The organism is Xanthomonas sp. F1 (assembly GCF_014199855.1).
In genome coordinates this window covers 14,101-38,653 of record NZ_JACHOK010000009.1, presented here as the reverse complement: position 1 = coordinate 38,653, position 24,553 = coordinate 14,101, and the positions used below count along the sequence as shown (strand labels likewise).

Below are 24,553 nucleotides of genomic sequence, written 5' to 3'. Positions count from 1 at the left end.
ACAGGAACCGCTGCAGGCTGATGCTCTGGACGTCGCGCTGTTCCCCACGAAGGGAACACGCGCTCGCTTCGGCGCAGCATCTGCATGGTGGGCTAGACGCGATGCCTCAGCGGCGGTGTGAGCAAGAGGGTGATGCGCCCGTTGTGTGGGGGAGTCAACGGTCATGCAGCCGCGACAAACGGAGCGGGGTGCGTTCCGATGGCGCAATGCGTCGGGACTGAAGTCCTCCCACAATGCACCCGGCGAACTCGCTGCAAGATCCTCTTTCGACACAAGCGGCCTCACCCGCGACGGGATTTGCCGTACTGCCCGTCGTGGCTAAGGCCACTCCCACAGGGATGGGCTGGGCATCCCTTGTGGGAGGGACTTCAGTCCTGACGACGGAAAATGTCACTCGGCTTTCGGCTTCGCTTGTCGCGGCTGCATGACCGTTGATTCCAACACGCGCAGGACGCAAACGCGCTCTGCCGTCTTGACTGAACCAATCCCACCGCGCTCCAGCGCCTGCCCAGCCAAGCGCTTGCCGGCCGCCCAACTTCGATATATCGTTTCCACACCAGATTAGACATATCGAAATGCCACGACCCCACGCCCCCGGCTCGCACCCCGCACACCGCCTGTTCGAAGACGACCGGGCCGGCCGCGGCCGTGGCACACGCGGTCCCCGCCCGCTGGGCCACGGCGACCTGCGGCTGTTGTTGCTGGCGATGATCGAGACCCAGCCGCGCCACGGCTACGAGTTGATCCGCGCGGTCGCCGAGCTGTTCCATGGCCTGTACACGCCCAGCGCCGGCACGGTCTACCCGACCCTGGCGCAACTGGAAGCGCAGGGCCTGGTGCAGGCCGATGCCGACGCAACCCGCAAGCGCTATGCGATCACCGCAGCCGGCCAGGCCTTCGTGCAGGCCGAGCGCGCGCAGGTGGAGGCGGCGCTGCAGCGCACCCACCACAGTGCGCGGGCGCTGGTCCGCGCCAACGTGCCCGCACCCGTGCGCGAGGCGATGCACCGCATCAAGCACGGCCTGCTGGCGCGGCACGGGCGCTGGGACGCGGACGAGATCGAACGCGTTGCCGCGCTGTTGCATGCCGCCGCCGACGGCATCGATGGCACTACCCCCTGATCCCCCTTCCAGCCAGCACGCGGACACCTGCGCTTTCGGCGTCCGCGTCGCCTGCCCCCCTATCCCCTACTTCCGAGGATTCCCATGGCGACCCACGAACACCGCCTGCTGCGCCACCCGCTGCGCCTGCGTCATCTGCAGGTGCTGCGCACGCAACCGCTGACCCCGCACATGCGCCGCATCGTCGTCGGCGGCCCCGAATTGGACGGCTTCGTCAGCGCCGGGCCGGACGATCACGTCAAGCTGTTCTTCCCCAACCCCGAGGGCGCGTTCGTGCTGCCGACGATGACTGAGCACGGCCCGGTGTATCCGGCCGACGCGCTGCCCTCGCCCGCCCGCGACTACACGCCGCGCCACTACGACGCCGGCGCGCAGGAACTGACCCTGGACTTCGTGCTGCACGGCGACGGCCCGGCGTGCCGCTGGGCGGCGCAGGCCGACCCGGGCGATGCGCTGGTGGTCGGCGGACCGCGCGGCTCGTTCGTGGCCGCCGACAATTTCGACGCCTACGTGCTGATCGGCGACGAGACCGCGCTGCCGGCGATCGGCCGCTGGCTGGAAACCCTGTCGGCCGACGCGCAGGTCGACGCGCTGATCGAGATCCCCGACTACGCCGACCGTCAGCCGCTGGACTGCGACGCCGAACTGCGCATCACCTGGCTGGAGCGCAACGGCGTGGACCCGCGCAGCAGCCAGTTGCTGGAAGGCGCCCTACGCGACTTCGACGTCCCCGATGGCGACGCCTTCTATTGGATCGCCTGCGAATCGGCACGCGCACGCATGATGCGCAAGTTCGTCGAAGGCCACCTGGGCGTGCCCAAAGAGTGGATCCGCGCGACGGGGTATTGGAAGGCGGGCGGCGACGCGGCCGAAGACTGAGGGGCGTCTCTCATAACGGCAAGAAGCACACGCGTAGGAGCGGCTTCAGCCGCGATGAGGCTCTCCCGCCAACGCTGTCGCGGCTGAGCCGCTCCTACGCAGAATGGCCGGCGCCAAAACACGGCAACGGGGCGCAACAGCCCCTCTCCCACCTGAAGAGGGTTGGGGTGAGGGTAATGACGCGCGCTTGGCGCTTCAGGCGCATGCGGCTTCGCACTGGACCGTCACGGTGGGGCGATCGCGGCTGTACCCGCTCCCACAGGTGCGGCACTCGCCTTGTCGGAGGACTGCACTGTGGGAGGGACTTCAGTCCCGACGACGGAGGGTATCAGTCGGCTTTCGGCTTCGCTTGGCGCGGCTGCATGACAGTTGACTCCTAAAGTAGGCCTTTTGTCGCGATGAGGGGTTGCCATACGCGATTGAGTTCGCGACACGAACAGACCCCCGAAAACGCAAACGCCCGCCGAACGGCGGGCGTTTGCATTGCAGCGGACGGCAGCGCGCGAAGCGCCACCGCCGCACGCGCAGGCCGGCTTACTTGGCCGCGGCGTCCTGCAGCGCTTCGGTGGTGATGCGGATCTTCACCTCGTCGCTGACGTTCGGCACGTAGGCGCCCAGGCCGAAGTCGCTGCGCTTGACCGTGGTGGTGGCATCGAAGCCCAGCGCCGGCACCTTCTTCATCGGGTGCGGACCGGCGCCGTTGAGGGTTACCGCCAGCACCACCGGCTTGGTCGTGCCCTTGATGGTCAGGTCGCCGGCGACGGTCAGCTTGTTGGCGCCGGCCGAGGTCACCTTGGTGCTCTTGAAGGTGGCGGTCGGGAACTTGGCGGCGTCGAAGAAGTCGGCGCTCTTCAGGTGCTCGTCGAACTTGGCGGTGAAGCTGTTGAGGCCGGACAGCGGCAGGGTCACGTTGACGCTGGACTTGCTCACGTCCTGGGCGTTGTAGACCAGGGTGCCGTCGACGTCGCCGAAGTGCGCGGACGGGTTGGAGAAGCCGAAGTGGCTCCACTGCACCAGCACGTCGGTGTGGGCCGGATCGAGCTTGTAGGTGCCGGAGACGCCCTTGGCGGCAGCGGCGGCGGCCGGCGCGGCGAAGGCGCTGGTGGCGGGCTGGGCGACGACGACGGCCAGGGCCAGGGCGAGCGGGAGCAGCAGTTTGCGGGTCTTGGTCATGGTGGAACTCCTTGAAAGGGTGATGGGACGAAACTGCGGCAGGCGCGGGCCTGCGGTGGGACACGGAAGCGGAACGCGCGCGCTCACTCGATGCGCGCGGCCTCGTCGAAACTCAGCCGCGGCAGGCGCGGAAACAGCCCGCTGGGATCGCCGTAGCCGAGGTTGACCAGGAAGTTGGATTTGATCGCAGTGCCTGCGAAGAACGCGGCATCGACCTTGGCGTTGTCGAAGCCGGACATGGGGCCGGCATCCAGGCCAAGCGCGCGCGCGGCCAGGATCAGGTAGGCGCCCTGCAGCGAGCCGTTGCGGAAGGCGCCTTCGCTGCGGCCTTCGCGCGGGCCGTCGAACCAGCTCTTGGCGTCGGTGTGCGGGAACAAATACGGCAGCTTTTCGTGGAAGTCCTCGTCGTGGGCGACGATCACCGTCACCGGCGCGGCCAGGGTCTTGGCCTGGTTGCCCTCGGACAGGGCCGGCTTGAGCTTTTCCTTGGCCTGCGGGGAGGTGACGAAGACGAAGCGCGCCGGGCTGCCGTTGGCCGCGGTCGGGCCCCACTTCACCAGGTCGTACAGGGCGCGCAGGGTGTCTTCGCCGACCGGCTTGTCCAGGAACGCGTTCTGGGTGCGGGCGGTACGGAACAACTGGTCGAGGGCGGCGTCGTGCAAGGCGTCGGACATGCGGGGAAATTCCTTGATCGAGGGAAGCGCCAGGATGCCGGTGGGGCCGTCCCGATGCGAGGCGGCCAGTGTAGAGTGGCGCGATTGTCGCAACACCCGGCCGCGATGCAACGGATTACTACCAAACGTGAAACGATCGGACGCGACCTGGGCGATTAGCGATGGCCGCGCCGGCAACGCCCGCCAGGCCGAGGCGCTGGCCGCCGCGTTGGCTATTCCGGCCGCGACACCGATCCATGCGCAGTTGCTGCAGCCGCACATGCCCTGGCGCTGGCTGGCGCCGCGCTGGCTCCCCGGCGCGCAGCATGCCTACGGCGCGGCCTTCACTGAAGCGCTGCGGCAACCGCCGCGGCTGGCCGTGGGTTGCGGCCGCCAGGCGGCGCTGGCGACGCGGTTGCTGCGCGCGCGCGGCAGCCAGGTGGTGCAACTCCTGGATCCGCGGCTGGACCCACGGCACTGGGATGTGGTGGTGGTGCCGGCGCACGATCGCTTGCGCGGCGCCAACGTGCTGACCCTGCTCGGCAGCCTGCATCCCATCGACGACGCGTGGCTGGCCGCCGGGCGCGCGGCGTTTCCTGCGTTGGGCGCATTGCCCTCGCCGCGCGTCGGGCTGCTGGTCGGCGGTCCGTCCGGGATGGCGCCTTGGAGCGAGGCGCAGGCGCAGGACGCTTTCGCCGACATCGCCGCGCAAGTGCGCACGCACGGTGGCAGCGTCCTCGCCAGCGCATCGCGACGCACGCCACCTGCGGTGGCTGCGGCCCTGCGTCGCACGTTCGCCGATGTGCCGGGCGTTGTGTGGTGCGGCGCGGACGATGGCGCCAATCCCTACGCCGGCCTGCTCGGCTGGGCCGAGCGCCTCGTGTGCACGCCGGATTCGGTGAATTTGCTGTCGGAAGCCTGCGCCACGCGCGTGCCGGTGCAGGTGCTGATGCCGGAGACGGCGCGTGGCCGCGCGCTGGATTTCCATCGCGCCTTGCAGGCGCGCGGCCGCTTGCTTCCGGTAAAGAATGCCCGCGACGTGCACGCCACCGGCATCGAACCGCTGCGCGAAACCGCGCGCGTGGCCGCGCTGATCCGCGACCGTTTGGCCCTGGCCTGATCGGCCGCCGCGCCAGCGTCGCTGCCACGACGCCGACGCGGAGACCGGGCCCAACGCGTTACGGATTGCTCGGCGAACGCGGCACGCCGGCCGGCGCCGCATCCAGCGCACCGATCAGCAAGCGCACCACCGGCGTGCCCAGGCCCACCGTGTAGTTGTACTTGCCCTTGATCGGCTGGTTGTTGTCGACCACGCCGTTGTAGCCCGGGATGCCGCGATGCAGCGCCTCCGGGCCATTGGCGGCCAGGCGGTACAGGTAGTCGTTGAGATTGCCCTGGCGGCCCTGCTTCTCCACCAGCAGCGCGACCGCGCTGGCGAACTCCGGCGCGGCGACGCTGGTACCGATCACCGCCTCGATGCCGCCCTTGAAGTAGGTGGCCACCGAGCTGTCGCCCTCGCGGCACGGCTGCGTCGCAATCCCCGGGCAGCCGCCGACCAGCATGCCGATGTCCGGCAGCGCGCGCATGGAGGTGCGCGTCCCGCCGAGCGCACGCAACTGGTAGGCCGGACGCTGGAACAGCGTGCTGACGCCGCCGCCGGCCCCCCAATAGCCGCCGGCCAGGTTCGCGCCGAAGCCGTAGTAGTCGGCGGTCTCCAGCGGGTCGCCATAGGCGCTTTCGCTCTTGTAGCCCGACTCCAGGCTGCCCTTCTTGTACGCGGTGAGCAGGTTGCCGCCGCCGACCGCGGTCACGTGCGGGCTGGCCGCCGGATGCTCGACGCCGGCGACGAAGCGGCCGTCCTTGTGGTCGACCGCGTACTGCGTGTCGGCGCAGTCTAGGCCGGCGTTGTCGCCGCTGGAAGCGACGAAGGTGATGCCCTGCGCGTTGCCCTGCTTGAACACCGCATCGTAGGGACGCAGCAGCGAAGTGAAGTCCTTGCCGCCGTTGTAGGCCGCGGTGTAGTACAGCTCGCAGCCGCCGAACGAGGAGCTGACCACGTCGGCCTGGTTGTCCTGCACGATCTGCCGGTAGCCGGCCAGCACCGAGGCATCGCTCAGGTCCGGGATCACGTACAGCAGCACGCGCGCGCCCGGCGCGCCGCCCAGCGCCATCTCCACATCGAGCGCGGCCTCGCCCGCCGCGGCGTCGTTGCCGTCCTGCAGGCCCGGCTTGGCACCGGCCACGTAGTGGCGCGCGTACAGGGTCGGGTCGGCGTGGCTGGAGGCGTAGCGGCTGAAGTTTTCGTGGTCGAACATCGCCTTGATGTCCGAATCCAGTACGTCGCTGCTGATCAGGATGGCGATGGTGCTGCCGGTGCCGTCGAGCCGGCGCTGCTGCCCGGCCGCGCCGGTCGTGGCCTGGTAGGACGGATAGCCGTAGGCCTGCTTGAGGTCGTTGTACCAATAAGTGGTGCCGCCGGCGCCGTAGCGGTTCGCGGGATTCTTGGTGGACGCGCGCTGCCAGTTGACGTGCATCGGCGGCGCACCGCGGGTCAGGCCGGTCACGGTCGCGCCGGTGTCGCGCAGCGCGGCCGGCAGTTGCAAGGGTGCGGTGGCGGCGAGGCGTGCCTGGCTGCCCTGCTGCACTTCGGCCGTCAGCGGTACCGCGAACAGCTGTTCGACGTTGTTCGCGCTCGCGCTGACATGCAGCGTGGCGCCCTGCTCGGTGACATTCATGTGCGCGGCCTGCAGCGCGGCACGCACCTGCGCGACCTGCGCCGGCGCCGGGGCGAAGCGGCGCTGGAATTCGGCAGGCGTCAGCCAGTGGTGGTACTGCGGCGAGACCGGATCCTGGATATCGGCCAGCAGCGCGTCCAGCCCGGCCTGATCGCGCAACGGCAGGTGCACGTCGAAATTGACGGGGGCGGCGCGCAGCGTTGCGGTCATTGCCGCGATGGAGGCGTCGGGCACTGCATTGGCGGTGCCGAGCGCGCACAGCAGGGAAGCGGACAACACGGCAGCCAGCAAGGGCCGACGGCGGATGCGATCAAGCATGGGCGTCTCTCCGGGGGTAGAGCGAGTGGACGAGGCCGTAGTGGCCTCGCGGTGGGAACGCGATAGCCCCTCTCACCTCGGGAGAGGGGTTGGGATGAGGGTGAGGGTGCGGAGCGCGCAGCGCTCGTGTTGATCCGGCGTTGCGAGGCTGCGCCCGTACCCTCATCCGCCCCTGCGCGGCACCTTCTCCCGAGGGGAGAAGGGAAGCGTGTAGCCCCTCTCCCACCGGGAGAGGGGTTGGGGTGAGGGTACGGCGCGCGCTGCGCACGCGTGATTCGTTGCAGCGAGGCTGCGCCCATACCCTCATCCGCCCCTGCGGGGCACCTTCTCCCGGGGGGAGAAGGGAAGCGCGCAGCCCCTCTCCCACCGGGAGAGGGGTTGGGGTAAGGGTACGGGGTTCGCTGCGCGCGCAGACCTGTCGAGGCGAGGACCCAACAGCGCACGCAAACGACGCTCCGAGCGACGCGAGTGCACTGCGCTTCCTGCTCATGTCTGCACGCATCGGCACGTCGTCGGGCTTGGGCGAGGCGTGATCATTGAGGAGGAACACACTACAAAACTTTGACGGCCGACTCCGTTTTCGACTTTGGAAACAGCATGTTTCGCCGTGTTTCCGACACACACGCTTACATGTGTTCACCACACGCCACGCATGGCAATCGACGACACTCTGTATCGAGTTGATGTCGATGCACGCGATGCAACGCCGCGTCTTCCACCATGGCGCACGATGGCGTGCCTGTGGCCATGGCGGGCTACGGTCGCGACACGGATGCCACGCCACAGGACCGCTGCATGACAAACGCAACGCGGATGACGCCAACCTGCAACGTGGCTGTCGCATCGTGTGCGCACTTCCTTTACGACTCCCCCTGCGCATGCCTCTCCATTCCCTGCTGAGCACGGCGATCCTCGCCGCCCTGTTGTCGCCCTTCGCCGCCACCGCCGCGGAGCCTGCCGCCGCGGAGCCTGCCGCCGCCGAGAGTGCCGCGTCCGACGTGCAGCAACTCGATGCGGTGTCGGTGATCGGACAGGGCGAGACCCGCCAGGTGCAGCGCATCACTACGCAGGACGTGGCGGTACTGCCGCCGGGCACCAGCATCCAGAAGCTGCTCAACCGCATCCCCGGCGTCAACGTGCAGTCGAACGACGCCTTCGGCGCCAACGAGGAATCGCAGACCATCAGCCTGCGCGGCTTCAACGGCGTGCGCCTGGGCTACACCCTCGACGGTCTGCCGCTGGGCGACAACGCCTACGGCAACTACAACGGCCTGAACATCAGCCGCGCGCTGATCGCCGAGAACTTCGGCGGCGTGGAGCTGGCCTCGGGTATCGGCAGCCTGGGCACCGCCTCCACCAGCAACCTCGGCGGCACGGTGCAGTACTACTCCGACGATCCGTCCACCGAAGTCGGCGTGCGCCTGGCGCAGACCATGGGCTCGGACAACAACCGCCGCACCTACCTGCGCCTGGATACCGGCGAGCACAACGGCTTCTCCGCCTACCTGTCCGGCATCTACGCCGACGCCGACATGTGGGCGCCGCCGGGCTCGCCGACCCACACGGCGCAGTTCAACGGCAAGGGCGTGTACCAATTCGAGGGCGGCAAGATCACCGCCTTCGTCGATACCTCGCGCACCTCGCAGGCCGACTACGCCTATCTCTCCAAGAGCGGCCTGCACCGCGGCCTGGGCTGGGACTGGAACCTGTATGCGCCGGACTGGCAGCGCGCGCTGGCCGCCGCCTACTGCGCACCGGCCACGCGCAACCCCAGCCGCTGCGGCTACAGCGGCGGCGTGGACAACATCGACGACGCCTACTACCAGAGCCGCGCGCTGCGCAACGACGATCTGTACTACCTGGCCGGCGACTTCCAGCCGTCCGATGCGGTGAGCGTGCACACTCAGGTCTACCACCACGAGAACGAAGGCCAGGGCCACTGGTGGTCGCCGGGCCAGCCGTCCTACCCGGGCACGCCGCAGGCGTTGCCGATCTCGATCCGCAGCACCAACTACACCATCAACCGCACCGGCGGCATCGCCTCGCTGGGCTGGGACATCGGCCCGCACCACCTGGAAGCGGGCGTGTGGTACGAGCGCAACAAGCACCACGTGGAGCGCAACTTCTACTGGATCGACGGCCCGATCGACGACGACATCTTCCTCAGCAACCCGAACCGCCGGCTGTTCTCGCAGGACTACGTCATCACCACCAAGCAGGCCTACGTGCAGGGCACCTTCAAGCTGCTCGACGAGCGCCTGACGCTGGACATCGGCGCCAAGAGCCCGCACACCACCATGACCGCGCGCGAGACTCCGGGGATCGCGGTGGAAGCGCCGGTGGCCAATGGCGAGCTGAAGGCCAGCAAGGCGCTGCTGCCGCAGGCCGGCCTGAGCTACCGCCTGGCCGAGGGCCAGGAAGTGTTCGCCTCCTACGCCGAGAACATCGCCGCGTTCCAGGGCGGCGGCGCCGGCGGCCCGCTGCTGGTGACCCAGGCCTCGTTCGACGCCAGCGTCGGCGCGCTGCAGCCGGAGAAGTCCAAGACCTTCGAAGCCGGCTACCGCCTGGTGCGCGACCAGTTCGAGGCCTCGCTGGTCGGCTACGACGTCACCTTCGACAACCGCCTGCTCTCGCTCAACCCGTGCCCGAGCATCCAGCAGGGCACCAGCCCGGCGTGCACCACGCGCTTCTTCAACGTCGGCTCGGTGAGCAGCCGCGGCGGCGAGCTGACCTTCATCTGGAAGCCGACCGCGCACCTGCAGTGGTACAACTCGGCCTCGATCAACCGCTCCACCTACGACGACAACTACGTGCAGAACGGCGTGGTCATCCCCACCGCCGGCAAGTCCACCGTGGACACGCCCAAGCGCATGTTCGCCAGCGAACTCAGCTGGACCTGGAACGGCTGGAACGCCAACCTGCGCGGCAAGTACACCGGCCAGCGCTACTACACCTACACCAACGACCAGGGCTTCGGCGGCTATACCTCCTTCGATGCCGGCGCCGGCTACGACTTCGGGGCGGTGTCGTTCCTGCGGGATCTGAAGCTATCGTTGAACGTCACCAACCTCACCGACAAGCGCTACGCCTCCAACCTCACCGCCTTCAGCAACAGCGACCCCAACGGCCGTTCGCTGGCCTTCCACGCCAGCGCGCCGCGGCAGGCGTTCCTGACCCTGGACGCGCGCTTCTGAGCGCGTCCATCCTGTCCGCCCCTCGAACCGGAACGCATGCGATGATCCGCTCCACACCCTGGTTGTTGGGATGCGCGATGGCCGTGTTGGCGACCACCGCGGCGGCCGCACCGGCCGCCGCCCCGGGCGAGAGCAAGCCGCTGGTGATCGGCCACCGCGGCGCCAGCGCGTTGCGCCCCGAACACACCCTGGCGTCCTACGCCAAGGCCATCGCCGACGGCGCCGACTTCATCGAGCCGGACCTGGTCTCGACCAAGGACGGCGTGCTGGTGGCGCGCCACGAGAACGAGATCGGCGGCACCACCGACGTGGCCGCGCATCCGGAGTTCGCCGCGCGCAAGACCGTCAAGCAGATCGACGGACAGCGCGTGGAAGGCTGGTTCACCGAAGACTTCACCCTGGCCGAGCTGAAGACCCTGCGCGCGCGCGAGCGCCTGCCGCAACTGCGCGGCACCGCGTTCGACGGGCAGTTCCAGGTGCCGACGCTGGACGAGATCATCGACTTCACCGCGGCCGAATCGGCCACGCGCGGGCGCCCGATCGGGCTGATCCCGGAGATCAAGCACGGCACCTACTTCCGCGGGCTGGGCCTGGCGATGGAAGACAAGCTGGTCGCCACGCTCGATGCGCATGCCTATACGCGCAAGGCGCCGGTGGTGATCCAGTCGTTCGAGATCGGCAACCTCGAGTATCTGCACGGCAAACTCGGCGGCACCCATCCGAACGTGCGCCTGGTGCAGTTGCTGGGCGCCCTCAAGGAGCGCCCGGGCGACCAATTGCGCGACGGCCCGACCTACGCGCAGATGGGCAGCGCGCAGGGCCTGCGCGCGATCGCCAAGTACGCGCAACTGGTCAGCCCGAATCTGCGCGCGATCGTGCCGGTGACCGGCGACGGCGCGCTGGCTGCGCCTACCGCCTTCGTTGCCGATGCGCATGCGGCCGGCCTGCAGGTGATTCCGTACACCTTCCGGCCCGAGAATTATTTCCTGCCCAAGCAGTTGCAGGACGCACGCGGCCCGGCCGCGGTGAATGCCGCCGGCAGCATTACCGAAATGCGCGCACTGATCGCCGCCGGCATCGATGGCTTCTTCACCGACGACCCGGCGGTGGGCCGCGCGGCGGTGGATGGGACGGCGGCGCCGGCGCGCTGAGGCCGGGAGTGGAGAATCGCAAAAGCGGTTCGCATCGCGGAGTTCCACTTGTGGGAGCGGCTTCAGCCGCGACGCGTGAAGGGCGGGGACGCGCGCCGTGCAAAGCGGATGCATCACCGGGTCGGGACTGAAGTCCCTCCCACAGTGCGGCCGCTTTCATCCGACAGCTGCGCGAGTATCCAGCACCGTCGTAGGAGCGATTCCCGTCGCGGAGTTGCTTCCGTCGGCACGGCTTCTGCCGCGGTGAAGCCGGGAGTGGAGAATCGCAAAAGCGGTTCGCATCGCGGAGTTCCACTTGTGGGAGCGGCTTCAGCCGCGACGCGTGGAGGTGGGGGAAAGCGCAGTGCGAAGCGGATGCATCACCGGGTCGGGACTGAAGTCCCTCCCACAGTGCGGCCGCTTTCATCCGACAGCTGCGCGAGTATCCAGCACCGTCTTAGGAGCGATTCCCGTCGCGGAGTTGCTTTCGTCGGCACGGCTTCTGCCGCGGTGAAGCCGGGAGTGGAGAATCGCAAAAGCGGTTCGCATCGCGGAGTTCCACTTGTGGGAGCGGCTTCAGCCGCGACGCGTGAAGGGCGGGGACGCGCGCCGCGCAAAGCGGATGCATCATCGGGTCGGGACTGAAGTCCCTCCCACAGTGCGGCCGCTTTCATCCGACAGCTACGCGAGTATCCAGCACCGTCGTAGGAGCGATTCCCGTCGCGGAGTTGCTTCCGTCGGCACGGCTTCTGCCGCGGTGAAGCTGGGAGTGGAGAATCGCAAAAGCGGTTCGCATCGCGGGGGTTCCACTTGTGGGAGCGGCTTCAGCCGCGACGCGTGAAGGGCGGGGACGCGCGCCGCGCAAAGCGGATGCATCATCGGGTCGGGACTGAAGTCCCTCCCACAGTGCAGCCTCCGGCAGCGCCGGTACGGTGAAGCCGGGAGTGGGAATTGGCGAATCGCAACAGCGGTCCCATCGCGGGCTTCCCCAGGGTAGGAGCGGCTTCAGCCGCGACCACGCGAGATCGGGGAACGCCCTGTCGTGGCTGAGGCCGCTCCTACAACGCACATGTGCGTGGATATCGTCCACACGCTCGACATGGTCACGGCGCGTCCAGGCCGCGATAATGCGCGCCCCGCCCTGCCCCAGATCGCCGTGCCCTCCGTCGCCGCTCCCTCGCCCACCTTCGCCGCGCTGACCCCGCGCGCGCTGCTGCTGTCCGTGCTGGCGATGGGTGCGGTGGTATTGCTGTCGAACGTGCTGGTGCAGTTTCCGATCAACGACTGGTTGACCTGGGGTGCCTTCAGCTATCCGGTGGCATTCCTGGTCAGCAACCTGATCAACCGCCGCTTCGGCCCGCGCGCGGCGCGGCGGGTGGCCTGGTGCGGCTTCGCGCTGGCGGTGCTGCTGTCGATCTGGATCGCCACCCCGCGCATCGCCGCGGCCTCCTGCCTGGCCTTCATCGCCGCACAGTTGCTCGACATCACCGTGTTCGATCGGCTGCGCCGCGGGCGCTGGTGGCGCGCGCCGATCGTCGCCACCACCTGCAGCGCGACCCTGGACACCACGATCTTCTGGTCGATCGCCTTCGCCGGCTCGACGCTGCCCTGGCTGAGCTGGGCCGCTGGCGACCTGGCGGTGAAGCTGGGCATCGGCGTGTGCCTGCTGGCGCCGTTCCGCGCGCTGCTGTGGCGGATGGCGCCGACGCGCTGACGGCGACGCCTCTGGGGGAGGGCGGCTTCACAAGCGGCCGCGACAGACGTTGAACAGGCCATCGGCGGCGCGCGTCCCGTGCGCCGCGCCTGCGACGAGACCACGCCCATGCCGCACGATGTCACCTCCACCCTCGCACTCAGCGCGCTCAACGCCACCCTGGCGCAGATGTCGCCGCCCGGCATGGCCCTGGCCACGTTGACCACGCCCGCCGTCTCCGACCCGGAATGGTCCTGCAACACCTTCGCCCCGCTGATGCTGGAAATGGTGCTGCTGCGGCGCGACCGGCCCTTGCGCACCACACCGTACCTGGCGGACGCGGCATTGCCGAGCTTCGCCGACGGCGACTTCGTCAACATCGTGCTGCTGGGCGATCCATCGCCGTTGATCCACAACGTCAACATCCTGGTCGCCGGCGACCGGGTCTACCTGTTCCAGGCCTACCTCGAGCAGGTCGTGGACCTGGTGCGGGTGTTCGACTCCGTGACCTTCCATGCGCTGTGGCACGACCTGTGCGCCGGTCGCGCCGGCCTGTGGAAGCACGCCTACCAGGCATTGTTCGGGGTGGATCCGGATCAGGTGGTGGACACCGATCCCGACAAGGCCTGGTTCCAGTCGCAGTACGTCAGCGTGTAGCCGGCGCGCCTCAGGTCGCAGCCCGGACAGCATGCCCAGGCAGCCAGCCGACGAGCTTCAGGGTCATCACCTCGTAGGAGCGGCTTCAGCCGCGAGAGGCTTTCCTGGTAAAGCCCCTCGCGGCTGAAGCCGCTCCTACACGTTCCGCCAGCGCCACGCGCGGCGCTACGGCGCCACGTCGCCACTGGCGCGGCCATCGACGAACACCAGGTCCAGCGCGGCGGCAGCCCCGCGGATCGCCGCACGCGCCGCGGCGATCTCGGCCGTGGGCGCGGTCAGGCGCGGACGCCGGTCCAGTGTGCAGGCCAGGCCGGCCTCCACCAGCGTGGCATGCGCCGCATGCAGGCTCGCGGCGATGGACGGCGCCAGCCAGCCGCTGTGCGCCAGCGCGTCGAGCAGCGCCGGGGTGTCGCGCGGCGCCAGCAGCGCCGGCTGCTGCGCGGCGCCGAGCAGCACGCCGGCCTGCACCAGGAATTCCAGGTCGACCAGGCCGCCGGCGCCCTGCTTGAGGTCGAAGCGCGCGGCATCGCTGCGGTCTAGTTCGGCGCGCATGCGCGCGCGCATCTTGCGCACTTCCTCGCGCAGCGCGGCGGCCTCGCGCGGGCGCGCCAGGGTCTGCGCGCGCACCTGCTCGAACTGCTGCAGCAGCGCCGCGTCGCCGGCCACGCCGCGCGCGCGCACCAGCGCCTGGTGCTCCCAGGTCCAGGCGCGGTCGCGCTGGTACTCGCGGTAGCTGGCCAGCGACGACACCAGCGCGCCCTTGCCGCCGTCCGGGCGCAGGCGTACGTCGATGTCGTACAGGCGGCCGCCGCCGGTGACCGCGCCGAGCAGGGCGATCACCTTCTGCGCCAGCCGCGCGAACCAGCGCCCGCTTTCCAGTGGTCGCGGTCCGACCGACGCTTCCACGCCCGGCGGGTGGTCGTACAGGAACACCAGATCCAGGTCCGAGCCGATGCCCAGCTCCACGCCGCCGAGGCTGCCGTAGCCGACGATGGCGAAACTGCCGCCGGGCACCTCACCGTGCGCGGCGACCAGCTCGGTGCGGGCCAGGCGCAGCACGGTCACGACCACCGCCTCGGCCAGCTGCGCCAGTTGGCGGGCGCTGTCGAGCGCGGGCTGGCGTCGGTCCAGCGTGGCCAGGGCGATGCGGAAACTCAGCGCCTGGCGCGCTTCGTTGAGGCCGCGCAGGGCCGCTTCCGGATCGTCGCCGGCGGCGGCGACCGCGGCATCGCACAGCCGCTGCATCGCGACCTGGTCCGGCATCGGGCCGTCGACGCGGCTGTCGAGCAGTTCGTCCAGCAACAGCGGGTGCGCGGCCAGCCGCTCGGACAGGAACGCGCTGCGCGCCAGCACGTCGACCAGCCGCGCCAGCGCGCTGGGCTGTTCGTCGAGCAGAGCCAGATAGCTGGCGCGGCGCAGGATCGCCTGCAGCAGGCCGAGCACGCGGTGCAGGGCGGCATCGGCCTGCGCCGAGCGCGCCGCCGCATGCAGCAGCGCCGGCACCACCCGGTCCAGGCGCGCGCGTGCGGCATCGGACAAGGTGCGCACGCCCAGCGACTGCACGAAGCCGCGCAAGGCCTGGTCGGCACCGTCAGGGTCGGCGAAACCGGCCGCGCGCAGCACCTGCGCCTGGCCGCCATCGGGCAGGCCGCGCCAGTAGTCGGCCAGCGCATCGGGCGCCAACGCACGCTCGCGCGGCGCCAGCAGTTCGGCGAACTCGGCGGCGACGCGGTCGCGCTGCACCTGCAGCGCCGCGTGCAATGCGGTCCAATCGGCATAGCCGAGGCCGAAGGCGATGCGCGCGCGGTCCAGCGGGTCTTCCGGCAGCGCATGGGTCTGCGCATCGCGCAGCATCTGCAGGCGATTCTCGACCCGACGCAGGAAGCGATAGGCCTGCGCCAGCGCCGCGCCGTCCTCGGCCGCGACCTGGCCGGCCGCGACCAGCGCGTGCAGCGCCGGCAACAGGCGGCGCTCGCGCAAGGCGGCTTCGCGGCCGCCGCGGATCAACTGCAGCGACTGCACCAGGAACTCGATCTCGCGGATGCCGCCGGCGCCGCGCTTGATGTCGTCCAGACGGTCGTGGCGTGCGACTTCGGCGGTGATCGCCGCCTTCATCTCGCGCAGCCCGTCCAGCGCGGTGTAGTCGAGATAGCGGCGGTACACGAACGGGCGCAGCGTCTGCAGCCACTCCTCGCCGGCGGCGATGTCGCCGGCCACCGCGCGCGCCTTCAGCCAGGCGTAGCGTTCCCAGTCACGGCCTTCGCGCTGGAAATACTGGTCCATACCGGCGAACGACAGCGCCACCCGACCGGCAGTGCCGAACGGGCGCAGGCGCAGGTCCACGCGGTGCGCGAAGCCGTCGGCGGTGGTCTCGTCGAGCAGCCGCGCCAGGCGCTGGCCGAGCCGCGCGAAGTATTCCTCGGCGGCCAGCGCCCGCGCGCCATCGGACTCGCCGCCCTGCGGGTAGGCATAGACCAGGTCCACGTCGGAGGAGAAATTCAGTTCGCCGCCGCCGAGCTTGCCCAGGCCGAACACCACCAGCCGCTGCACGCTGCCGTCTGCGGCACGCACCACGCCGTGGCGCGCGGCGAACTCGCCCTCCAGCGCCTGCAGCGCCAGCGCCAGGCAGTCCTCGGCCAACTGCGTGCTGCCGGCCAGCGTCGCATCGACCTCGTCCAGGCCCAGCACGTCGCGCCACACCAGCCGCGCCGAGGCGGCCGTGCGGTAGCGGCGCAACTGCGCCGGCCACGCTGCCGGCTGCGCCGGATCCAACTGCGGCAGCGGCAAGGGCGGCGGGTCCGGCTGCGCCAGATGCGCGAGCAAGGACGGCTGCCGGCACAGCGTGTCGAGCAGGAAATCACTGGCCAGCAGCGCGCGCGCCAGCGTGGCCTCGAAACCCGGGGAAGACGGCCATGGCTGCGCGGCCACGGCCTGGCGCAGGCGCGCCAGGCTGCGATCGAGCGTGGGCTGCAGGGCGACGGGAACGGTGGAGGACGCTTCGGACATCGGGCGATTCTGGCATCCCTGGGCGTTCAGGCACATCCAAGCGCGCAGGCTTTTCGCGGCCCGTCGCGTACAACATCACGTCGTAGGAGCGGCTTCAGCCGCGACGGGCATTACCCGTAACGCCCCGTCGCGGCTAAAGCCGCTCCTACGGGGTGCTTCTGCCTTTCACCATGCAAGGCGTTCGGCATCGCGCTCGCATTGCAACTGAGATCCGCTCAAAGCGACACGTCGCCATTGGCCTGCACGCAGAGTCACGCGCCAAGCGCGCCCGGGGCAATGCCCACCGCGTGCCGGCCGCGCTCGCGAGGCGTTGCAAACACGACGCCGCACGCGCCACGCGTTGCCGCACATCGCCGCAATACGCAGCGTTTCACACCATATTCGCCGCGTTTCGCGGACCATGCCGCCCGACCGAATCGGGCGATGGTGTATCATGTGCCCCCTCGACGGAGCCTCGCGTGATCACGCGCCGCCTGCTCCGTCGCTTCGATCCCGCAGCGCCGTGGTGTTGACGCGACCATCCGGGATCGTGCCCCCCCGCAGACCAGTGCGGCGCCTCTTGCGTCTTTCCGTCTTGCGTTGCCCTGCCGTGTGCGGGCCGGGGGTCATGACCTCACCGTTCCAGGACAGGAGAAGACATGTCGGAGTTCCACGCCCATTTCGGATGGTTCAAGCGCCGCCGCCAGCTGCGGGTGGAAGAGGTCACCGTCGTCGACAAACCCATGCTCAAACGGGCCGTCGGCGCGGCGGCGCTGGGCAACGCGATGGAATGGTTCGACTTCGGCGTGTACGGCTACCTCGCCGTGACCCTGGGCCACGTGTTCTTCCCCAGCACCAACCCGACCGCACAGCTGATCGCCACGTTCGCGACCTTCACCGTCGCGTTCCTGGTGCGCCCGCTGGGCGGGCTAGTGTTCGGTCCCTTGGGCGACCGCTACGGGCGACAAAAAGTGCTGGCCGCGACCATGATCCTGATGGCGCTGGGCACGTTCTCGATCGGCCTGATCCCCTCCTACGAGCGCATCGGCATCTGGGCGCCGATCCTGTTGCTGGTGGCACGGCTGGTGCAGGGCTTTTCCACCGGCGGCGAGTACGGCGGCGCGGCGACCTTCATCGCCGAGTACTCCACCGACCGCAATCGCGGCTTCATGAGCAGCTGGCTGGAGTTCGGCACGCTGGCCGGCTACATCGCCGGCGCGGCCACGGTGACGGCGCTGCACGTGGCGCTGAGCGATGCGCAGATGCGCGACTGGGGCTGGCGCGTGCCGTTCCTGATCGCCGGCCCGCTGGGCCTGCTTGGTCTGTACATGCGCATGAAACTGGAGGAAACGCCGGCGTTCCAGGCCTATGCCGAAGAAGCGGAAAAGCGCGAGCACGACGCGCCTGGCCTGGGTGCGCTGTTCCGCATCCACTGGCCGCAGTTGCTGAAGTGCGTGGGCCTGGTGCTGGTGTTCAACGTCACCGACTACATGCTGCTGACCTACATGCCCAGCTATCTGAGCGTCACCATGGGCTACGCCGAGAGCAAGGGCCTGCTGCTGATCATCATCGTGATGCTGGTGATGATGCCGCTCAACGTGGTCGGTGGCTTGTTCAGCGATCGCCTGGGGCGCAGGCCGATGGTGATCGGCGCGTGCATCGCGCTGCTGGTGCTGGCGGTGCCGTGCCTGCTGCTGATCGGCACCGGCAACGACTGGCTGATCTTCCTCGGCCTAATGCTGCTGGGCGTGGCGCTGGTGTGCTTCACCAGCTCGATGCCGTCGACCTTGCCGGCGCTGTTCTACACCCCGGTGCGCTACAGCGCGCTGTCGATCGCCTTCAACGTGTCGGTGTCGCTGTTCGGCGGCACTACGCCGCTGGTCACCGCGTGGCTGGTCGAGCGTACCGGCGATCCGCTGGTGCCGGCGTACTACCTGATGGGTGCGGCGGTGGTGGGCATCGCGACCATGGTCTTCGTGCGCGAAACCGCCGGCCTGCCGTTGCGCGGCTCGCCGCCGGCGGTGGCCAGCGAAGCCGAGGCGCACGCGCTGCTGCGCAGCGACGAGCCGCTGACCGTGGATCCGACCCGGCCGGAACTGCCGCCGTCGCCGGAACCGCCGTCGCAGGCCATGCCGACCTGACGCGAGCGCCGGCTGTACGCGCTGCGTCGCAGACGCCGCGAGCAGCGCAGACACCGAAGTAAACGCAACTCGGCAACGTCACTGACACGGATGCGTGATATCGATACCCCAAGCCAAGCCATCGCAGAGCCTGCAGCGGCCTGACCCAGAAAAGGGCAATAAAAAAGCCCGCTGGCAGCGAACTGCTAGCGGGCCTTGCTCCCTCCCCCACGTCGGGATGCAGGGCGATCTTGGGCGCTTTTTTTGAACATTGCACGCTGCAGTGCAAAACGATACCGGGCAGTACATTCTGCTGGTTGCTGGGAATGGGAAAACGGGAATAGGAAAAGCAGCGGACCTACGCCACGAAGCATTGCTTCACCTTTGACTACGCAAGAACGAGGGCGCGTAGCACGGCGCGTTCGCCGGTACGCTAGGGCGATGCCGCCGGTGCCGGCGCCTCCGGCAGCCACGCCGGTTGCTTGTCGTACCATTCGCGCGCGCCGAGCAGATGCCATTGCCGTTGTTCGCCGCGCAAGGCCACGCCCACGCCGAGCACGCCCCAGCGCGCATACAGATCGCCCTGCGTGCCGGCATCGCCCACGCGCAGGCGCGCGCGCAAGGCCACCCGTTCGTTCTCCGCCGCGACCCGATCCAGCCATAGCGCATCCTTGCGCCAACGCAACTGTCCGCTGGCCTGCAGTTGCCCGGCGTCGGCCAGCTTCAGCAACCAGGCCGGCGCATCGCTGTGCTGCGCGAACACCGCCAGCACCGGGCCGGCGTCGCGCATCTGCATCTGCATCTGCGCATCGGCCTGCACCGGCGCCGCCGCGGCGATGCGGCCCTGCGGAATGCGTAGCGTCGCCCACCAGTCGCCTTGCTTGGGCTGGGTGCCGTAGCGCACGCCCTGCAGGCGCAGCGTGCTGCCGCTCAGATCGAAGCGCTTGTCCTGCAGTTCGGCGCGCCGCAGGCGCGCGTCCAGGTCGAGATCGCCGGCCAGTTCCAGGCCCGCGGTCTGCAGCCGCGCCTGACGGCCAAGCACGCGCACGGTACCCTGCCCGACCTGGCCGGACGCGTCCAACCGCAGGTCGCCGCTGAGCCGGCCATCGCCACCGAGTACGCGCACCTGCGCCGCCGGCAGGTAGCGGTTGTAAGCGCGCAGGTCCGGCACGCGCGCATCGGAAAAGCGCAGCCGCGCCTGCAGCGAATCGCGCAAGGCGGCCAGCGCGCCATCGCCCTGTAGGTCCAGTTGCAGGTTCTCGCCTTCGACGAAACTCGCCTTGGGCTCGGCCAGCGGCGCCAGCGCGAAGCGGCGCATGCGCACGTCCAGTTGCGTGCGTGGCCGGTCGGCGCTGCCGACGATGCGGCCGGCCGCCTGCGCCTTGCCGCTCAAGCGCACGCGCATGATCTCCGCCACCGCCTGCACGTCGGGCACGTCGAGGCGGCTGCCGGGCTGCAGCGCGCCCTGCCGCAACTTCAGATCGGCGGCAACGTCGCCGCCGCCGTCGAGCTGGAACCAGGGCTTGCGCACCAGCAGGTCGCTGATCCAGTTCAACGATTCGAAATGCCAGCGTCCCTGCACGCGGCCGGAGATGCGCGGCAGCAGAGCCGCCAGGTCGTCGAACGGCACCTGGCGCCCGGCGATGCGCAGGTCGGCATCGAGCATGCTGCGTGGATCGACCTGGCCGGGCAGGCGCGCACGGGCGCGGATGTCCTCGCCCTCCACATCCAGCAGCAGCGCCAGCACGCCGCGATCAGTGGCGCCAACGCCGGCATGCAGCGGCACCCGCCAGTTGAGCGTGCTGCCGGGCTGCAGCGCGCCGCGCAGCAGGTGCAGGTCGGCCTGAATGTGACCGAGCCCAGGTTCGGTGCTCAGCTTGGTGGTGTCGCCAGCGGTGTCGATGCGCAGGGCCACGCTGCGTCCGTGCACGCGCAGCGCCAGGTCGGTGATGCCCAGCTTGCGCAGCCCCGGCGCCTGCGCGCGGTAGTGCCGCGGGAACGAGAAGCGCGCGTCCAGCGTGGCCTGGTCGGCAATCTGGCGCTTGCCGTAGCGCACGCTGGCGTCCTCGAACACGATTTGCGAGCGGAACAGTTCCGACGGGCCGCCGCGCAACTGCTTGAGGAAGCCGACGGTGCCATGGCCCTTGCCCTCGATCGCCAGATCGCCGAAGCGCGCACGGCGCAGCGTGCCGCTGTGGATCGCATCGAAGCGCAGCGTCCAGCCCTGGTCGCTGGGCGGTGGCGGCGGGATCATCTCGTCGACGCGATCCATCTCGCCGATCACGTTCACCGCTTCCATCCACGGCAGGCGCACTTCGCGATGCAGCAGCGGCAGCAGCGCGATGCGCGCGCTGGCGCGGTCGGCACGCACCTGCCAGACGTTGCGCTGCACGTGGCCGCGCATGCGCAGGTTCCAGGCGGTGATGAAACCGGGCAGCACGGTGATCGCCGGCCCGGTGTGCATGCGGAACTTCTCCGGCTTGCGGTTGGTGGCCAGGTCGAACAGCGGCGTGTTGAGGAACACGTTGCCGGCCAGCAGGTACAGCAGGTAGGCGATCAACAGGCCGCGCAGGAGCAGGCGCCAGCCGCGCGGCAAACGCCGGTAGCGCGCGTGGACGGCAATCAGTGGGCGAGTGAGGAGCGGCACCGCCGCACTATCGCCGCGGTACGGCGTCGACCGCGTGAAAGCGGCGATGGCGCGCACCCGGCCTTGCGCGGCGGCGCACGCATGACCGCCAGAGCCACTCCGTCGCGCCGCCTGCAGGCGCGCTGCGTCCTGCCATCGCAAAGCCAGATCCCAGTAGAGGAAGTGAGACGCCAAAGCCCCTCTCCCACCGGGAGAGGGGTTGGGCTGAGGGTCCGGCACGGGCGCCGCACACCTCGCACAGACCATGGCGTGCGTCCGCATCTCTGCGTTTGCTGGCGCCAGCATGCGCTACCGCGCGACAGGCGCAGAAAGTGGGGACGCACCCCAGGGCGGGCCTCGGCCCGATCCGCGATAATTGCCCTCCCCTTCCCACGCATGGTCGCCGCATGTCCGCCGAACGCATCCTCCATCCCCGCCTGCGCGAGCGCATCGTCAGCGCCGAGGCCGCGGCGGCGTTGATCCAGCCCGGCGAGACGGTGGCGATGAGCGGCTTCACCGGTTCCGGCTATCCCAAGGCGGTGCCGATGGCGCTGGCGCAGCGGATCGAAGCGGCGCACCTGCAGGGCCAGTCGTTCAAGATCCAATTGCTGACCGGCGCCTCCACCGCGCCGGAACTGGACGGCGCGCTGGCCAAGGCCGACGGCATCGCCCTGCGCATGCCGTTCCAGTCCGACCCGGACGCGCGCCAGCGCATCAACGCCGGCACGCTGGACTACATCGACATCCACCTCAGCCACGTCGCCCAGCACGTGTGGTTCGGTTTCTATGGCCAGATCGACACCGCGGTGGTGGAAGTGGCGGGCATCCGCGAAGACGGCAGCCTGATCCCGTCGACCTCGGTCGGCAACAACAAGACCTGGCTGGACCTGGCGAAGAAGGTGATCGTCGAGGTCAACGACTGGCAGCCGGCCGGCATCGACGGCATGCACGACGTGTACTACGGCACCGCCTTGCCACCACACCGCAAACCGATCCCCCTGCTGCATGCCGACGACCGCATCGGCGAGCCGTCGTTGCGCTGCGACCCGGACAAGATCGTGGCGGTGGTGCGCACCCACGGCCCCGACCGCAACAGCCCGTTCACCCCGGCCGACGCCACCAGCCAGCGCATCGCCGAACACCTGATCGCGTTCTTCCAGCACGAGGTCGGCAAGGGCCGGCTGCCGCCCAACCTGCTGCCGCTGCAGTCCGGCGTGGGCAACATTCCCAATGCGGTGCTGGCCGGGCTGGCCAGCAGCGGCTTCCGCGACCTCAGCGCGTTCACCGAGGTGATCCAGGACGGCATGCTCGACCTGCTGCGCAGCGGCGTGCTCAAGGTCGCCTCGTGCACCGGCTTCGCGCTGAGCCCGGAGGCCAACGAGGAGTTCAAGCGCAACATCGATTTCTATCGCGAGCGCATCATCCTGCGCACGCAGGAGATCTCCAACCATCCGGAACTGGTACGGCGGCTGGGCTGCATCGGCATGAACGGCATGATCGAGGCCGATCTGTACGGCAACGTCAACTCCACCCACGTGATGGGCAGCCGCATCATGAACGGCATCGGCGGCTCCGGCGATTTCGCCCGCAACGGCTTCCTGTCGATCTTCCTCAGCCCCAGCACCGCGAAGCACGGCAGCATCTCGGCGATCGTGCCGATGGTCAGCCACGTCGACCATACCGAGCACGACGTCTCCATCATCGTCACCGAGCACGGCCTGGCCGACCTGCGCGGCCTGCCGCCGCGGCAGCGCGCGCAGCAGTTGCTCGCGCACTGCGTGGACCCGAGCTACCGCGCACAGCTGCAGGACTACTTCGATCGTGCCCTGCACGCCAGCTACGGCAAGCACACCCCGCACCTGCTGCCCGAGGCGCTGTCCTGGCACCAGCGCTGGCTGGACACCGGCACGATGCGGATTCCAGCGTGATGCTGGATGCGCTGCTGGGCGCGCTGGGCGTGAGGGCCGAACGCCAGGACAAGCGGTACCTGCAGGATTTTCTCGATCCCGTCCGCGGCACGTGTCATGTCGGCGATCTGCCCGAACCGCTTCACATCGAGATCGCCGCATGGATCCGTCTGCATTGCGAAGGCAGCCGCTTCGATGCGCACTTCCTCGACGGACTGGAACTGGGCGCAGCGCAACGGCGCTGCTTCGAGGCGATCCTGGTGACTTTTCTGCGGATCGCCGAGCGCGTTGTCGGCGACAGGGGACCTCGCCAGGGCGAGCCCGGTTGGCCCTGGCGGCGGAGCGTCTTCATCGCGCCGACGCTGGAGGTCAATGCGTGCGTGAAATTCAGCTTCGATCTCAAGCAGCAGACCCTCTTCATCGTCATCAACGCCGGACTGCTTCTGCAACTGGCGCATCGCATCAGCGCTGTCCTGCAGACGTCGTCCTTCCGGCGCAGCTTCGGGATCGATCGGGCCGCTCCCATGGCCAGCACCGCTCCGCCGCAGAAGCACGGCCCGTGGCTGACGCCGCTGCACGACCACCCGTTGGTGCTGATGGCAACGCTGTCGGCGGCCATGCTGGTGCTGACGCACGAGCTGGCGCACTTCTATCGCGGCCATCTGCATCTCACCCGCCGCACGTCCGGCGACGACACCGTGCTGGAGGAGCGCGACGCATCGGGCGCCACGGCCACCGCAGGCCTGCCGTCCAGTCAGCGCCGGCTGCTCGAACTGGATGCGGACGAAACCGCCGGGACGCTGGCATCCGTCCTCTGGCGGCTGCTCGACTATCCTCAGTTCGGTCCTGACGACTCGCCAAACGAGAACTTCTACTGCGGCATGCTGCTTGGCAGCACCTGCCTGTTCCTGTTGCTCGACGAAACAGTGGCATCCGCGCATTACTACAGCCCGTTCTGGCGCCTGCGCATCACCATGGCCACCTTCAATCGCGACTACTTTGCCGCCCCCGATGACACGGATGCCGAGCATGCTGCGGATTCGATCGAAGTCTTCAGGTTGATGCAGCGCATGGTCGAGGCATGCGAGGCCGCGCATCGCGAACTGGGCTGGGGCGAGGGACTGGACGGCAGACGCTTCCTGGCCGAGACGGAAGCACTGCTGGACCGTGACCGACGCGCGTTGCAGCAATTGCTCATTACGCAATTGGCACCGCTGATGCCTTATGCAGCGTAGCGCGGGAAGCGTTAGCGAGAGAGCTCCTACATCCCTTGGCCTGCGCAGATCATCGCGGTCTCGCATGCCGGCCGGCTGATCGCAGCGTTGGAAGAGCAGCCGGATTGCCTGCACCACCTGCTGATCA

15 protein-coding genes are annotated in these 24,553 nt (G+C 69.2%); 10 read left to right on the top strand and 5 right to left on the bottom strand.

The window, feature by feature from the left end; genetic code table 11:
* Positions 1–575 precede the first annotated feature (575 nt).
* Positions 576–1,121: a PadR family transcriptional regulator gene (locus GGR71_RS17090; RefSeq protein ID WP_160959477.1), complete on the top strand. Its 546-nt coding sequence runs from the start codon at positions 576–578 to the stop codon at positions 1,119–1,121.
* A gap of 84 nt (positions 1,122–1,205) precedes the next feature.
* Positions 1,206–2,000, top strand: coding sequence for a siderophore-interacting protein (locus GGR71_RS17085; RefSeq protein ID WP_160959474.1), 795 nt, complete (start codon positions 1,206–1,208; stop codon positions 1,998–2,000).
* A 534-nt stretch (positions 2,001–2,534) separates the two neighbouring features.
* On the opposite strand, the gene GGR71_RS17080 is transcribed toward GGR71_RS17085, so the two are convergent.
* The gene (locus GGR71_RS17080) at positions 2,535–3,173 is read right to left on the bottom strand and encodes a YceI family protein (RefSeq protein ID WP_160959471.1); all 639 of its coding nucleotides are present in this window, start codon (positions 3,171–3,173) and stop codon (positions 2,535–2,537) included.
* Positions 3,174–3,256: 83 nt separating this feature from the next.
* Complete coding sequence (locus GGR71_RS17075) at positions 3,257–3,847, bottom strand: malonic semialdehyde reductase (protein ID WP_048489355.1); 591 nt, start codon at positions 3,845–3,847, stop codon at positions 3,257–3,259.
* Positions 3,848–3,974: 127 nt separating this feature from the next.
* Between GGR71_RS17075 and GGR71_RS17070 the strand changes: the two genes are divergently transcribed.
* The gene (locus GGR71_RS17070) at positions 3,975–4,946 is read left to right on the top strand and encodes an ELM1/GtrOC1 family putative glycosyltransferase (RefSeq protein WP_160959468.1); all 972 of its coding nucleotides are present in this window, start codon (positions 3,975–3,977) and stop codon (positions 4,944–4,946) included.
* 58 nt (positions 4,947–5,004) lie between these two features.
* Here the strand turns inward: GGR71_RS17070 and GGR71_RS17065 are convergent, their stop codons facing one another.
* Complete coding sequence (locus GGR71_RS17065) at positions 5,005–6,879, bottom strand: S53 family peptidase (protein ID WP_184452158.1); 1,875 nt, start codon at positions 6,877–6,879, stop codon at positions 5,005–5,007.
* Between the two features lie 878 nt (positions 6,880–7,757).
* Between GGR71_RS17065 and GGR71_RS17060 the strand changes: the two genes are divergently transcribed.
* The 4 genes from GGR71_RS17060 to GGR71_RS17045 all read left to right on the top strand — a co-directional run bounded on the left by GGR71_RS17060 (position 7,758) and on the right by GGR71_RS17045 (position 13,553).
* A complete protein-coding gene (locus GGR71_RS17060; protein WP_160959466.1) occupies positions 7,758–10,073 on the top strand; it encodes a TonB-dependent receptor in 2,316 nt (771 codons plus the stop codon).
* A gap of 77 nt (positions 10,074–10,150) precedes the next feature.
* Positions 10,151–11,224 carry a glycerophosphodiester phosphodiesterase gene (locus GGR71_RS17055; protein WP_160959721.1) on the top strand — a complete coding sequence of 358 codons (1,074 nt, stop codon included), beginning with the start codon at positions 10,151–10,153 and terminating at the stop codon, positions 11,222–11,224.
* A 1,135-nt stretch (positions 11,225–12,359) separates the two neighbouring features.
* Positions 12,360–12,917: a queuosine precursor transporter gene (locus GGR71_RS17050; RefSeq protein WP_160959463.1), complete on the top strand. Its 558-nt coding sequence runs from the start codon at positions 12,360–12,362 to the stop codon at positions 12,915–12,917.
* Positions 12,918–13,025: 108 nt separating this feature from the next.
* On the top strand, positions 13,026–13,553 hold the full coding sequence (locus GGR71_RS17045) for a hypothetical protein (protein ID WP_160959460.1): 528 nt from the start codon (positions 13,026–13,028) through the stop codon (positions 13,551–13,553).
* Positions 13,554–13,718: 165 nt separating this feature from the next.
* Here the strand turns inward: GGR71_RS17045 and glnE are convergent, their stop codons facing one another.
* The gene (gene glnE / locus GGR71_RS17040) at positions 13,719–16,559 is read right to left on the bottom strand and encodes a bifunctional [glutamate--ammonia ligase]-adenylyl-L-tyrosine phosphorylase/[glutamate--ammonia-ligase] adenylyltransferase (protein WP_160959458.1); all 2,841 of its coding nucleotides are present in this window, start codon (positions 16,557–16,559) and stop codon (positions 13,719–13,721) included.
* Between the two features lie 638 nt (positions 16,560–17,197).
* Between glnE and proP the strand changes: the two genes are divergently transcribed.
* Positions 17,198–18,679 carry a glycine betaine/L-proline transporter ProP gene (gene proP, locus GGR71_RS17035; protein ID WP_160959455.1) on the top strand — a complete coding sequence of 494 codons (1,482 nt, stop codon included), beginning with the start codon at positions 17,198–17,200 and terminating at the stop codon, positions 18,677–18,679.
* A gap of 412 nt (positions 18,680–19,091) precedes the next feature.
* On the opposite strand, the gene GGR71_RS17030 is transcribed toward proP, so the two are convergent.
* Entirely contained in the window at positions 19,092–21,284 is a 2,193-nt protein-coding gene (locus GGR71_RS17030; protein ID WP_202405033.1) for a hypothetical protein, read from the bottom strand.
* Positions 21,285–21,691: 407 nt separating this feature from the next.
* Here GGR71_RS17030 and GGR71_RS17025 point away from each other — a divergent pair, with 407 nt between their 5' ends.
* Both GGR71_RS17025 and GGR71_RS17020 read left to right on the top strand, forming a co-directional pair.
* The gene (locus tag GGR71_RS17025) at positions 21,692–23,212 is read left to right on the top strand and encodes an acetyl-CoA hydrolase/transferase family protein (RefSeq protein ID WP_160959449.1); all 1,521 of its coding nucleotides are present in this window, start codon (positions 21,692–21,694) and stop codon (positions 23,210–23,212) included.
* On the top strand, positions 23,212–24,426 hold the full coding sequence (locus GGR71_RS17020) for a hypothetical protein (RefSeq protein WP_160959446.1): 1,215 nt from the start codon (positions 23,212–23,214) through the stop codon (positions 24,424–24,426). The genes GGR71_RS17025 and GGR71_RS17020 overlap by 1 nt, the downstream gene beginning before the upstream one ends.
* The last annotated feature ends 127 nt before the right edge of the window (positions 24,427–24,553 follow it).